Origin of the sequence: Bacteroides sp. AF34-31BH (genome assembly GCF_003602795.1) — a bacterium.
Taxonomy (GTDB): domain Bacteria; phylum Bacteroidota; class Bacteroidia; order Bacteroidales; family Bacteroidaceae; genus Bacteroides; species Bacteroides uniformis.
The window spans coordinates 1-13,475 of record NZ_QTLV01000022.1; the positions used below are offsets into that span (position 1 = coordinate 1).

Annotated in this window: 11 protein-coding genes; 6 read left to right on the forward strand and 5 right to left on the reverse strand. The window is 46.7% G+C overall.

The annotated features are described in order from the left end of the window. Positions 1 to 143 precede the first annotated feature (143 nt). Positions 144 to 2,231, reverse strand: coding sequence for a type IA DNA topoisomerase (locus DWZ67_RS19565; RefSeq protein WP_120139532.1), 2,088 nt, complete (start codon positions 2,229 to 2,231; stop codon positions 144 to 146). 26 nt (positions 2,232 to 2,257) lie between these two features. Further along, the gene (locus DWZ67_RS19570) at positions 2,258 to 3,574 is read right to left on the reverse strand and encodes a DUF4099 domain-containing protein (RefSeq protein WP_120139533.1); all 1,317 of its coding nucleotides are present in this window, start codon (positions 3,572 to 3,574) and stop codon (positions 2,258 to 2,260) included. 216 nt (positions 3,575 to 3,790) lie between these two features. On the opposite strand from DWZ67_RS19570, the gene DWZ67_RS19575 reads away from it, so the two are divergent. From DWZ67_RS19575 to DWZ67_RS19585, 3 genes are read left to right on the forward strand one after another with little or no spacing between them, the layout of a single operon-like run. Continuing rightward, positions 3,791 to 4,822 carry a YhcG family protein gene (locus DWZ67_RS19575; protein ID WP_120139534.1) on the forward strand — a complete coding sequence of 344 codons (1,032 nt, stop codon included), beginning with the start codon at positions 3,791 to 3,793 and terminating at the stop codon, positions 4,820 to 4,822. 24 nt (positions 4,823 to 4,846) lie between these two features. Continuing rightward, positions 4,847 to 6,874 (forward strand): hypothetical protein, encoded by a 2,028-nt coding sequence (locus DWZ67_RS19580; RefSeq protein WP_120139535.1) that lies wholly within the window; start codon positions 4,847 to 4,849, stop codon positions 6,872 to 6,874. After that, on the forward strand, positions 6,837 to 7,151 hold the full coding sequence (locus DWZ67_RS19585) for a hypothetical protein (protein WP_083589334.1): 315 nt from the start codon (positions 6,837 to 6,839) through the stop codon (positions 7,149 to 7,151). Before DWZ67_RS19580 ends, DWZ67_RS19585 begins: the two co-directional genes overlap by 38 nt. A 43-nt stretch (positions 7,152 to 7,194) precedes the next feature. Here DWZ67_RS19585 and mobC read toward each other — a convergent pair whose 3' ends face one another. From mobC to mobA, 3 genes are read right to left on the reverse strand one after another with little or no spacing between them, the layout of a single operon-like run. After that, entirely contained in the window at positions 7,195 to 9,198 is a 2,004-nt protein-coding gene (gene mobC / locus DWZ67_RS19590) for a conjugal transfer protein MobC (RefSeq protein ID WP_120139536.1), read from the reverse strand. A 20-nt stretch (positions 9,199 to 9,218) separates the two neighbouring features. Continuing rightward, on the reverse strand, positions 9,219 to 10,487 hold the full coding sequence (gene mobB, locus DWZ67_RS19595; RefSeq protein ID WP_120139537.1) for a conjugal transfer protein MobB: 1,269 nt from the start codon (positions 10,485 to 10,487) through the stop codon (positions 9,219 to 9,221). Further along, positions 10,472 to 10,894, reverse strand: coding sequence for a conjugal transfer protein MobA (gene mobA, locus DWZ67_RS19600; protein WP_120139538.1), 423 nt, complete (start codon positions 10,892 to 10,894; stop codon positions 10,472 to 10,474). The genes mobB and mobA overlap by 16 nt, the downstream gene beginning before the upstream one ends. Positions 10,895 to 11,418: 524 nt before the next feature. Here mobA and DWZ67_RS19610 point away from each other — a divergent pair. From DWZ67_RS19610 to DWZ67_RS19620, 3 genes are read left to right on the forward strand one after another with little or no spacing between them, the layout of a single operon-like run. Continuing rightward, the gene (locus DWZ67_RS19610; RefSeq protein WP_120139540.1) at positions 11,419 to 12,201 is read left to right on the forward strand and encodes a ParA family protein; all 783 of its coding nucleotides are present in this window, start codon (positions 11,419 to 11,421) and stop codon (positions 12,199 to 12,201) included. Between the two features lies 1 nt (position 12,202). Beyond that, positions 12,203 to 12,631: a DUF3408 domain-containing protein gene (locus tag DWZ67_RS19615; RefSeq protein WP_120139541.1), complete on the forward strand. Its 429-nt coding sequence runs from the start codon at positions 12,203 to 12,205 to the stop codon at positions 12,629 to 12,631. Between the two features lie 2 nt (positions 12,632 to 12,633). Next, positions 12,634 to 13,302 carry a hypothetical protein gene (locus tag DWZ67_RS19620; RefSeq protein ID WP_120139542.1) on the forward strand — a complete coding sequence of 223 codons (669 nt, stop codon included), beginning with the start codon at positions 12,634 to 12,636 and terminating at the stop codon, positions 13,300 to 13,302. Positions 13,303 to 13,475 lie beyond the last annotated feature (173 nt).

A 13,475-nucleotide genomic window follows, 5' to 3' on the forward strand; every position in this document is an offset into this window, starting at 1 on the left:
GTGGTACACGTTTCAAATGCTACCCGGGTCCCTTTTCAAGTGTTAGCTACACGCCCGGTTTTCCCGCCGGGCACAACCACTAAAATTTCAATTATCATAAGTGGCAAAACCTATCACAATGAAATTTCAGCGATAAAGATAGGCTATTTCTTCGGCTTTCCTTTCTTTTCGGGGAATGAAAAAGCGACATTGAACTGCTCGTCCAATACCAGCGAAGCATCGAAAGCCTTGCCGTTTTTGCCCTTGAAGCCCTTGATTAGCCCGGTCTTGCGTTTCGTTACCAGTTCGACAATCTGCTTGTCAGTCAGTTGCTTGTCGCACTTGTTGCGGAATATGGTAAGCGTGCAATCCACGTTGGAACACTTCGCCACTTTCGGGTAGAACAAGATATGCCCGTTATTACATTTGGGGCAGGAACAAGTTTCGTCATTGGCGACAGACAACTGCACCGAAAGCAGTTCCGCCGTGATTTGGGCGGTGTACACCTCAATGCCCTTTCGGAACGTGTCGGCATCCATGCTGCCCGCTTCTATCTTGGCAAGGGCGGTTTCCCACATGCCCGTCATTTCGACATCGGCAATCTTCTTATCCTTGACAATCTTGTAAACGGCAAGCCCTTTCTCGGTAGGCACAAGGTTCTTCTTCTCACGCACGATGTACTGGCGGGCGAACAGCGTTTCGATAATCGCCGCACGGGTGGCGGGCGTGCCTATCCCGGTATCTTTCAGGCTGGCTTTCAGTTCGGCATCTTCCAGTTCCCTGCCTGCGTTCTCCATTGCGGCAAGCAGGCTGCTTTCCGTGTGCAGCGGTTTCGGCTTGGTCTGCTTCTCCAATAGTTCCACGTTGGAAATCGGCAGGCTTTCGCCCTCTTGGAGTGGCGGCAGGCTGGCGGCTTCTTCATCACCGCCCGTTTCCTGCTCGCCGAACACGGCACGCCACCCGGCTTCTTTCATTACAGACCCTTTCACCGTGAAGTCGGTATCTCCCCCTGACAGCACGGCGGTGGTAACGTCTTTCACGCACTTGCCTGAAAAGGCTTCCAGCATACGCCCGGCTACCAGCTCGTAAACCGCCCGTTCGTCTTTGGAGAGTTCGCCGGGCAGGTTCTCGGTAATGATTAAGGCGTGGTGGTCGGTCACTTTGCCGTCATTCACGCTGCGGCGGTTCAGGGGTGTGCCGTCCAGCCCGGCGGCATACCCGGCAAAGCGGGGGTATTGCCCCAGCAGGGCGACACGCTCCGGCATTTCATCGAAAACGTCCGCCGATATATAGCGGCTTCCGGTTCTCGGATAGGACATCACTTTCTTTTCATACAGGCTTTGCGCTATGGAAAGCGTCTTGTCTGCCGAAAAGTCCAGTTTCGTGTTTGCCTCCTTTTGCAGCGTGGTAAGGTCGTACAAAAGCGACGGTTCTTGGCTGGCTTCTTTCCTCTCAACGGATTTAACTACAAGTTGCCCGGCATCCTTTACCCGTTGCAAAGCGGCTATGGCTTCGAGCTGCTGCTCCCATTTGGCGGTCGATTGGGCGGTGAAACTTATTTCCCCGTTGGCAGTATGGGCTTTGAGTTGCCAAAACTTGGCGGGTACGAAATTCTTGTTCTCCAAATAGCGGCTGCATATCATCACGAGCGTAGGTGTCTGCACCCTGCCCAACGAGAACACGCCCTGCCCGGCTGCCACGCTCAACGCTTGGGTGGCGTTTATCCCTATCAGCCAGTCCGCTTCACTGCGGGATTTGGCAGAGAGGTAGAGGTTATCGTAACGGCCGCCCGATTGCAGATTTTCCAGCCCCTCACGGATTGCCTTGTCGGTAAGGCTGCTTATCCACAGACGTACAAAGGGCTTGGTACAGCCCAAATAGTTATAGATGTAGCGGTGTATCAATTCGCCCTCACGCCCGGCATCGGTCGCTACAATAATCTTGTCGCACTGGTCGAAAACTTCCTTTATCACCTTCAACTGTTTCAGAACGCCGGGGTCTGCCTTGTAACCTTTCTCCGCTTTCACCTGACGGGGGATTAGCTGGAAATCGGTCGGCAGTACAGGCAGGCTCTCCCTGCGGAAGTTCGCCACGCCGTAGGCTTCCGGCATGGCAAGCTGGATTAAGTGGCCGAACGCCCATGTCACCAGATAACTGTTGCCGGAAAGATAACCGTCATTACGCTGGGTCGCCCCGATGATGCGGGCGATGTCTTTTGCCACGCTGGGCTTCTCTGCTATCAATGCAATCATAATTCTTTACTTTTTAATGGTGGATATTACATTTTCATTCCTTTAGACTTCTTGGGCTTGTCCGCTTTCAGACTCTTGTCCTGCGCTTTCTCCTGCTTCTCTTTCTGCTTGGCGGTGGGCTTGTCCTGCCCCTGTTTCAGCGGCTCTTTGCCCTGCTTGGTGACTTCATTGGTCTTGCCCTCGGAATTGACCGCTACCTGCGTCCGGCTCTCGGCGGCGGGGGTAACGTCTTTCGGCTGCACCTTGTCGGGGGATTTGCCCTGTGCGCTGGGCTGCACATGACCGTTGAACTCAACGCCCTTTCCATCCTTTAACCCAGCTACCTGCTGCTCTACGGGCTGTTGTCCCTGCTGCAAGAACTGGACGGCAGACCTCGGCAGGAACTCCAAGCCACGCTCCACTGCGCTGACCTGCAAATAGGCACTGCGCTTCGTGCCGTCACTGAATTGCAGGTTTTCCATTTTCACTGCTTTTCCGGCTTCAAAGGCGGTTTTCTGTTCCGGGCTGACTTGCACGTTACAGATTGTATCGGGGCATTTCCACTTGTCAGCCCGGATATACTCCAGTTCGTGCGTGTACCTGTCCCGGCTGACGAACACGGGGATTTGCTCGCCGCTTTTCGGGTCTTTGATTCGGGCGATACCGCCTAAGTTGCCAGTGCCTTGCAAGTTGCCCTGTTCCTGCTTGGTGAACTCGTGTCCGTTGTATGGGCGTTGCAACAGTTTCTCGTCCTGCTGCACGCCGTGCAGCTTGGGTACTACCGTGCCGTCCTTAGCCTGATAGAAAGAGAGCTTGACATCGGTAGGTTTGAGGTAGAAGCCGCCCACCGTCCCCGAAACGGTGTAGGTGTTGCGGGACTTGTAGCCACGCATTACACGGTCGAAGTCCCTTGTGTTTTTCAGGGTGTCGGCGGTGATGCCGACTTTTTTCAGATTCTTCCAGTCGATTTTTGCCGGGTCGAAGCGATAGCCCTGCTTGAACTCGTGGAAGTCGGGCTTCGGAACTCGTAGCATTTCAGCCCGCTTGTTGCCCTCCGGTGTAGGGTTACGGTGGTTGTCCTCGATTGCCTTTGCGTGTAGCTCCACCTCGGAAGCCCTGACACTGAAAAGTTCCAGCCCGGAAGTGTCTTGGAACTTGCGGAAGAAATTGGAAATGAAGTTGCTGAGCACATCGCTGTTCCTGTCCACCTGCATGAACTCGCCGCCCCGTGTCGGCGGTACGGTCTGCAAATTGCCCTCCTTGTCGATACCCTTAACAGCACTCACCTTTCCCTGCTGTTTATCCAAGACCAGCAGCACGTCTTTTCCCTGTCCCTCTGCGGGCGGGGTCATTCTGTTTGCCATAAATAATTGGAATTTTAGTGGTTACGGGAATAGTCCCGTCCAAAGGTAGCGACTAAATATGCTATATTTAGACGAGCGGCAAGGGCTGTCCGAATTTGTCCTGTGCTGTCCCGATTTGTCCGGGTAAGATGAAAAAGAGATGATAAAGTAGGAGCAATCCATTACTTAATCCAAAGAAAAACATAACTTTGTAATCAGTTATTATACATACATAATATGACAGAGAAAAACAGTCCTATATTATCCCCCGAATATCTCAACTTCAAAAATGAGATAACCGCCCGTATCAGGTCTGCCCAGTATGAAGCATTAAAGGCAGTAAACAAAGAAATGATAGCCTTATATTGGGAAGTCGGCAAACGGATTACCGAGCAACAGACGGCATTAGGTTGGGGAAAATCCGTTGTGGAAAACCTTTCACGGGACATACAGAAAGAGTTTCCGGGAATAAAAGGTTTTAGTGCACGGAATATATGGGACATGGCACGTTTTTATACTGAATATCAGTCTGATGAAATTCTGCGAACATTGCTCGCAGAAATTAGCTGGTCAAAACATATAGTCATTCTGACGAAGTGCAAGGAAACCCAGCAACGACAATTTTATATATTGGCGACAAAGAAATATGGGTGGACTAATAATGTTCTTCTTAATAAGATAGAAGCCAAAACTTACGAGAACTATCTGCTTGGACAAAGTAATTTCGATATAACCTTGCCCGATAACATAAAAAATCAAGCCATACTTGCATTAAAAGATGAATATACATTTGACCTTGTAGGACTTACAGAGGAACATTCGGAATATGAACTGGAACAGGCTATTATTAAGAATATCCGTGCGTTCCTTATGGAGTTCGGTACGGATTTTTCATTCATAGGCAACCAATATCGGCTGGAAGTGGACGGGAGAGAATACTTCATAGATTTACTTCTGTACAACAGGCGTTTACAAGCTATGATTGCCATAGAACTGAAAATCGGAGAGTTCCAGCCGGAGTATAAAGGTAAAATGGAGTTCTATCTGAACATACTGAATGATACGGTGAAATTACCACATGAAAATCCAGCTATCGGTATTATCATCTGTAAGTCCAAAAGCCGCATGATAGTGGAGTATGCCTTGAAAAGTTCCAATATGCCTATCGGGGTGGCAACATACAGCCTTTCTTCCGAATTACCCGAAGCCTACAAAAAACTATTACCTACATCGGAAGAAATAGCTAAAAAGATAGAACTTTTACTGTAAAAGTAATTTATTATAAATATTGATATGAAAAAGATTGATTTACACATACATACAGTCAAAAGTATAAGCGATGCGGATTTCAATTTCAGCCTAATTCGCTTACAAGAATATGTTAATGCCATGAATATAGATTGTATTGCAATAACCAATCACAATTTATTTGATATTACGCAATTTAGAGAAATAACAACGTTACTAAATAATATTGTAGTTTTTCCAGGTATAGAAATAAATTTATGCGGTGGGCATTTGCTACTCATTTCAGATTCTTCTAACTTAGAAGAATTTAGCAAACGTGCAGATTGTGTGAAAAACAAAATTACATTAGCTACTGATAGTTTATCATATGAAGAGTTTATAAATATATATCCAGATTATGAAAAATATCTTCTTATACCTCATTATGATAAAACTCCGAGTTTATCTTTTGAAACAATAAAATTATTCGGAGATAATATTTTTACAGGAGAAGTAAGTAGCCCCAAGAAATTCATATATGCTATTAAAAGAAACGAAATAGTACCTATCTTATTTAGTGATTGTCGATTAGAAGCATTAACTACTTTCTCTTCTAAACAGACCTTTCTTGACATTGGTGATATAACATTAAGAGCATTAAAAGCAGCTCTACATGATAAAAATAAAGTCTCTCTTACAGAAGAAGGCGGACATGATTTAATAAGTATCAATAATGGAGAAATAAAAATATCAACAGGTCTAAATGTCATTCTTGGAAAGCGCTCTTCCGGCAAAACTTATACGTTAAATTTGTTAGAATCAATATATGGAAAAAACAATATTACATATATAAAACAATTTCAATTATTAAATTTAAAGGAGAATGAACAGAAAAGACTTTTTGATGAAATGATGACATTTCAAAAAAGCAGCTTATTTGAAGAATATATTTGCGAATTCAAATCTGTACTTGATGATATTCTAAAAAATAGTACGGAAAGAGAAGATGAAACTGCACTAGAGAATTATGTTAGTTCATTGTTGAAATATGCACAGGAAGAAGGACTAAAAGATGTTTATTCAAATTGCGCACTATATAATGAGTCCCTATATAGCATTGTTGATAATAATGAATTAAAACGTTTGATTGAAAATATCAGAAACATCTTAGACAATGAAACTTTTAAGGATATTATTGATTTACATATATCAAGGGATGGACTAAAAGCATTATATATAAAGTTAATTCATATAGAAATAGAAAATATTAGTAGAAATAAAAGGAAATCAATAACCAATGAACTAACAAGCGAAATACAAAATCAATTACGATTTAATTCGTCTGCAGGACGAATATCTGATATTGATTTTTATAAAATAGCTATAAGTCAAATGAAACGAAAAAAATTCATTGAAGTTTGTACTAAGTTAAAAACCGAAAAAATTATCAATGAATGCTATCATTCTAAGTTTCATATTGTAGCAAAAAAAAGACTATTTGTTAATGCTACAGATTTATCAAAAAATTACCCTAAGAGGCAATCATTTGTTAGTTCTTTTATTCATTACAAAAATCCATTAGAATACATAGAAGCTCTTGAAGCAGCAGGAGTAAACAAAGATGAAATATATAAATTATTCATTACTATTGACTATGACGTATTAAATGAATATGGGTTGCCTGTTTCTGGTGGAGAACGGTCAGAGTTTAATTTAATTCAAGCGATTCGAGATGCAAGAAACTATGATATGTTACTTGTAGACGAACCTGAATCTTCTTTTGATAATGTTTTTCTAAAAGAGAATATTAATATCATGTTAAAAGAAATGTCTAGAGAAATGCCTGTTATAATTGTTACACATAATAGTACAATAGGTGCATCGATACAACCTGACTATATCATTTATACGGAAAGAACTATCGAAAATAACAAACCTATATTTAAAATATACTACGGACATCCAAATGATAAGCATTTACAATCACATATTAATGAATCAAAGCAAAATTTCCTCATACAAATAAATAGTCTTGAAGCTGGGAAAGATGCTTATAATGAAAGGAAACAAAATTATGCAAATCTTGAAAATTGAAAATAACCAAGCTAAATTTAGCTTAGATGGAGTAAACTTTACTTCTATTGATAAAATTACTAAAGAGAGTATTTTATCCCTAATAAATATTGTTTTAGATAAAGATGAGATAGAAATGGATGAATATAATGAAACTTTACTTGCCAACAAAGCTCATCAAATTATTTATCGGAGTGTATATGGAAAATTATGTGAATTATATGAACATAAGGATACTTTTCAAGATGATTGTTCTGAAATGTATAAAGACGCTTTAAATAAGTATGAAACCGATTAAATTTAATGCAAGTCGCAAAAAAACAAGCGACTTGTCATTATTTTTATTCTTTGATTAAATGGCATAGTTTCGGGTCGTTCTTAATCCGGGTTATCTCGTCCTCGACAATCTGCCGGACTTCCTGACGGATGCGGTCATAGTTGGCTTGTATCTCCTCCTGCATCCGGTCGTTGCCGTCCTTGTCGGTGAAGTCGATTATCTGCGGCAACTTCACGTAGCGGGCGGTTTCCCGCTTCACCTTTTCATTGTCCACCACGATTTCACAGTGGAAAATCTTCTGCTCTATCCGTTCATCGAAATTGTCCGCCACCGCCCCCACGAACATCCCTTGCGTGAGGTTGGATATTTTGCTGGCTGGTATCAGGCTGTCCATTTGGGTGCTTATCGAGGTGGATTTCTCCCGCTGGTTAATCGTCATGCTCTGCCGTTTCTGCAACACCTTACCGAAACGCTCGGAAAGGATTTTTGCCGTTTCACCGACCACCTGACCGCTAAACACATTACCCACCGTATTTTGGATTACTTTGCTTTCCTTGTCCCCGTAGTCACGGGTAAGCTGGCTGTAATCCTGAAAGCCTAACAGAACCGCCACCTTGTTGCTTCGGGCGGTGGCAATCAAATTGTCAAGCCCACGAAAATAAATCGTTGGCAGCTCGTCTATTATCACCGAACTTTTAAGCTGACCTTTCTTGTTTATCAGCTTCACTATTCTACTGTTATACAATCCCAGTGCCGCCGAATAGATATTCTGACGGTCGGGATTGTTGCCGACAACCAGTATTTTAGGCTCTTTCGGGTTGTTGATGTCGAGTGAAAAATCATCGCCCGTCATTACCCAGTAAAGGGCGGGTGAAATCATTCTTGAAAGCGGGATTTTCGCACTTGCTATTTGACCCTGCAACTGCTCTTGAGCGTCTGATTCCCAAGCATCTACGAATGGAGAAAGATAGTTTTCCAATTCGGGATAGCTACGCAAAATGGTGAACACATCGGCGTATTTCTTGTTCAACAGTTCAATGGCATGGGGAAACGTGCAATACTTACCGCCTTGATAGATACGGAGATACCAAATTATAGCCGCCAAAAGAATAATCGGGCTTTCCACGAAGAAATCGCCCTGCTTGCTTATCCAGCTTCGATTGAGGTTAAGCATTATCGTGTAGCTCGCTTCATAAGCATCCGCAATGTCCGACATGAAGCTGGCGTTTATCGGGTTGCATCGGTGGCTCTTGCGTGGGTCGTCAAAATTGATAACGTAAAACTTAGGCTTGACCTTGTAGCCGTCCAAGTGGTTAAGCAAATGATTGTAAGCGATTTCCGACAAATCGGGAAACTTATAATCATAACAGTAAAGCGCAAAACCTTTCTCGATTTGCTGTTTTATGTAACTGTTTACCACCGCATACGACTTGCCGCTACCCGGTGTTCCCAGTACAAGGCTGGCACGGAACGGGTTTACAACATTTATCCAGCCATTGTTCCACTTCTTCTTATAGTAGAACCGGGTAGGCAAATTCACGGAATACTCGTTCTCGATAAGCCTTGTTTCCTGCTGGAAACTTTCGTTTTCCGTGTTAAAGACATCTTCCATGAGGTTGTTTTTCAACAACCGGGACATCCACGTACCCGCCATGAGCATACAGATATAACCCACCGACAGCGTGGCGATATAAAACACGGCATCCGCCGTGTGTGGCAGGGGAAGTTCCAGCAACCACCAGTTCAGGAAAAACAACACGACACCCGCCGCAAGGCTGCAATGTATCTTCGTCCACGTTATCTTTTCCTCTTTCACGCCCTTAGTGCCGATACACGACAGGGCGAGGAACACCACCGCAAAAAGTTTCGTCCAAAGCACCGACGAGAACAGCCCGGTAGTGCGCTGGAAGTTCCACAGTATCTTGTCTATCACTTCAAAGGTCACTCCCCACTCTTTCAGGGTGGAGTAACAGAACCAGTACACGTTTATTCCCACGAATAGAATACTGATAGCCCGCATAAAGTCCATGACCCGTGCAAGCCCTCTCAAATCATCTTCCTGTTGCATGATTGTAATGTTTTTTTAAGTTAGTCAATGCGCCTTGTGCGCTTCTTTTTCTTCTTTCTCTTTTGGCGGGCGGTGTCCTGCGACTCGTCACCGCCTGATGCACCGCCGCCCAGCAAACCGCCGAAAGCACCCAGCACGGAAGCCACGCCCGGAACGAAGTCGGATTTCGGCGTGAAGCCCGGTTGTTCCTGATGCGTGGGGTGGTCTTGCTGCGGTGCTGACACTTCGGGCTGGTGCATCTTTCCGGTTTCGCCCGAAAAACGTTCGTTGAACACGTTCGCCGAATACTCCTTGCCCAAGCGTGAACCGTTCAGCACCACCCGGCTGTCGTGGTCGATGAACGTAACGCCATAGATGCGCCCGCTGTCGTTCTGACGGAATACCACGTCAATGCCCCGCTTCCTTAGCTGCTGTTCCAGTTCCTTGCGGCTACGGGCGGTCTGCATGACAGTGGCGACAATCTTCCGGGTACGCTCTTTCAGCTTGCCGTTCTTGATTGCTTCACCCGATTTTTCCATTCTGCGCTGCACCGCTTCATAACCTACCGACTTGCCGATGCGGGAAGCCTTTACCGGGTTGCCCGCCTTTTCGCCCTTGTCATTCGTGGCGGAATAGACTATGCCCTGATAGGGCTTGCCGTTCACTTCACCCTTGACTTCCTCGGCGTACACGTTGTAAGCGGCAAGCAACGCCTTGTACTCCCCGAACGACTGGAAGCGGTAGCCATAGCAAGCCGCTTTCAGGGTGTTGCCGATTTGGTGCTTCACGTCCCCGGAGGCATAGTCCACCTTTTTAAGTTCCGGGCGTTCGGCACGCTCCTTTCGCTCTGCCGGGTGCAACCCGTATTTCTTTTCCAGTTCACGGGTGATTTGCTTGCTGCGCCGATGCTCGAACCTGTCATTCAGCGGCTTGCCGTTCTCGTCCACCCGCAACCCCACGATGTGGATATGGTGGCGGTCGATGTCGGTATGCTTGTACACCAAATAAGGCTGGTCGCCATAGCCCAACTTCCGCATATACTCTTTGGCAATGTCGGAAAGCTGCCGGTCTGTCAGCACGTCTTCCGGGTGCGGGTTTATGGAAATATGAAGTATCGGCTTCTTGGTGGATAGCTGGACGGGCATCTGCATTTCAAAACTGCGCATACACTCGCCGATAGAGAAATTCCCGTCCTCGCTTAACAGCATCCGGTTGGAGAAAAGCACCTTTGCTTCCTCGCTGTCCACCTTGTTTTGGTTATAAGCCAGTGCGCCGAACATATTTCCGCCCGTGCTTATTTTGGCAACCATAATTCCTTGCATTCGTTTGTCAGGTCAATAACCTGACGGTTCAACAGAGATAATTCAGTGGTCGCTTTCTCCAGTTTATAGAGAAAAGCCAGTGCCTTTTTCTCGGAAAAATTGTTGTGCAATGCCTTTACAACTTGATTGTAATTGACCGCTACCGCCCGGAACTGGGCGTAAAATTCTGTCAGCTTGGCGCAATACTCGACCGCTGTTTTCTCCACTTTCACCACCCGGAACGGCTCGCCGAACAGCCGGGCGGCGATGAACCGGGACTTGCTCGTAACGCCCGACTGCTCCCATTGCGAGAGGAAGCGGGCATTCTCCCGGTCGTTCAGGTAAAGGACATGGCGGTGCTTCGCCGGGTCTGCGAGGGCGGGGCGACCGCCCTTGTTGGTTCTTCTTGTTTCCATACTTCTTTGGATTAAAAAATTACGACTTCGGAGTGATTTTTACCCCCGCAAGGGGCAAGGCGTTTTCAGGCACGGAAAACGGTTTTGTAGCATACAAAACACACCTTGCTATTTTCTGACGAAAATCGAAATCCGTCACGGACGGATTGGGGTTAGCGTGGAACGGTAAGCCCTGCGTTCACCAGCTCGGTTTTACACCTCTGCCCCCTGCGGTTCGTTACTCCGCTGCAAAGTAACGGTGATTTATAATGCTGTAAAATAGGCGGTTGGTGGACAAAACGGGACAGCACAGGACAAATCGGGACACATCTGAAAACGAACGTTTTTTCTCCTTTTATTTGCAGAAGATTTCAAGATTGAAAGTCATATTTCAAGAAAGAAAGCATGATTTCAAGAAAACGCGATTGCAGGATTTCAATATTTCAAGAAAGAATGAAAGCAGGAAAACAAGATTGAAATATGGAAACAAAGAAAGCTATATGGCTGGATTGATTGAAAGCAATAAATAAATCTATCAACCAATAATGAACGAAAGCAATATGGAAAACGAGAAAACACCCCTTTATGTCGCCTTTTCCACCCAAAAGGGCGGGGTCGGCAAAACCACCTTTACCGTGCTGGCGGCGAGTTACCTCTACTACCTCAAAGGCTACGATGTGGCGGTGGTCGATTGCGACTACCCGCAACATTCCATTGCCGGGATGCGAAAGCGGGATGCCGAGCAGGTCGGGGCGGATGAAGATTACAAGCGAATGGCGTATGAACAGTTCACCCGGCTGGGGAAGAAAGCCTACCCGGTATTGTGCAGTTCACCTGAAAAGGCGATTGCAACGGCTGACGAATATATAGCTGCCGGACACGTGCCGGATATAATGTTTTTCGACCTGCCCGGCACGGTGAACAGCGAGGGCGTGATAAACTCCCTTGCGGGCATGGACTACATCTTCACCCCCATTTCAGCCGACAAGGTGGTGCTGGAAAGCAGCCTGTCGTTCGCAATGGCTATCCAAAAGCTATTGGTGAAGAATGAAGCCTGCCGACTTGCCGGGCTGTACCTCTTTTGGAACATGGTGGACGGGCGGGAGAAAACAGACCTTTACACCGCCTATGACAAAACCATTAAGGAACTGGAACTGCCGCTGATGAAAACCTTTATCCCCGATACCAAACGCTACAAAAAGGAACTGGTGGCGGATAAAAAGGCGGTGTTCCGCTCCACGCTCTTTCCCGCCAGCCGCCCGCTGGTAAGGGGAAGCAACTTGGAAGAACTGATAACCGAAATAGTGTACTACATCAAATTACAATGATATGGCAAAGCAAAGCGGCGGGATGCCGAAGATAGACGAGGATTTCATGAAAGAGCTTATCTCGCAGGGCGTACCCGCCAAGCGGGAGAGCCAGCCGGATGATGCACCGCAGCCCGGCGGCGAAACGGGAACCGCCCACGAGGGACGGCAGACTGAAACGGTGCGGGTGGAGAAAACGACAAACCGCAAGCGCAAGGGCGGTTCGGGTGACTACCGGGAAACCTACTTTCAGAAAGTGGAACTGGCAGACCGACAGCCCTTGTATGTAAGCCGTACCACGCACGAGAAGCTGATGCGTATCGTGACGGTGATAGGCGGTCGAAAGGTGACGGTAAGCAGCTACGTGGAAAACATTCTGCTGCGCCACTTCGAGCAGTACCAAGACGAGATAAACACCCTGTACGAAAGCCACTTCCAAAAGCCTGTCTGACTATGGTAATCTATTGCATACTTACCGGGCTTTTGGTGTACTATATCGCCCTATGGCTGTGGTATCGCTACACGGACAGCCGGACATCACCGGGCAGAACGGATGATGCGCCACTCCCACGAAACGAGGTTTCAGGCTACACGCTGATAGGTGAAAGCCGATACAAGGGCGGACAAATCGGGACAGCGCAGGACAAATCGGGACACCTCCCGCAAGCGGCTGAGAATGATACTATTTTTGCGCCGCAGGCTGACGGACAGCCGGAAGAAAACATTTCGGAAGCAGCAGCCGAAGCGGAAGAAACGCCCGGTTACGAGAATGACGAACCCGACTACGAGGACGAGGAAATAGCCGGGTACATGGACGGTGACGATGATACCGGGCGGGCTACGGGCGTGAGCTTTGACGAACTGGGCGAAGCGGTACGCACGGCGAACGCCGACAACCCCACCGAAGCGGAACAGCGGCAAGCCGCCGGGACGCTGGCAAGCATTGAGGGGACGAACCTCTACGATGCGGTGGTGGAGAACATCAACGGCGGGCTGGCAAAGGTGGCGGAACTGCTGGGGCGTAACGAAGCGGAACTGGCTACGGTTGCTGTCCCTGCCGGAACTGGCGATACAAGCAAGGAACACGAAGCGTTCGACATGAACCAATTTCCTATAATATAATAATGTGTAACAATATGAAGCAACGTGACTACGGTTGATTGGCAACCCAAAAACCAAACAGACAAACGGGACTATCCCCGACCACTAAAATTTCAAATTATTCACCAGCCGGGAAAGGCGGTGTAGCTAACACTTGAAAAGGGACCCGGGTAGCATTTGAAACGTGTACCACC